The following is a 204-nucleotide window of genomic DNA, read 5'->3' on the forward strand; positions in this document are numbered from 1 at the left end:
GTTTTCAGCGACGGTTTCGCCTCCGTGTGAGCCAGTACCGCAGTGGTTTGACCTGACGACGGCGACGTCGGAGACGGCGGCGGAGGCGCTGCGGATGTGTGCTGGGTGTCCGTTTCTCGATGCGTGCGACAGGCTGCGCCTGGAGCTCAAACGCGATGGGAATCTCGCGTTCGCGATCTATGCCGGGCACATGCACGCCAAGGG

Annotated in this window: 1 protein-coding gene; it reads left to right on the forward strand. The window is 64.2% G+C overall.

Going from position 1 to position 204, the window contains the following annotated elements; genetic code table 11:
- The coding region (locus tag AXK60_RS27485) for a hypothetical protein (RefSeq protein WP_217491801.1) at nucleotides 1–204 on the forward strand (204 nt) is incomplete at both ends.

The sequence above is a fragment of the Tsukamurella pseudospumae genome (assembly GCF_001575195.1).
Lineage (GTDB): Bacteria > Actinomycetota > Actinomycetes > Mycobacteriales > Mycobacteriaceae > Tsukamurella > Tsukamurella pseudospumae.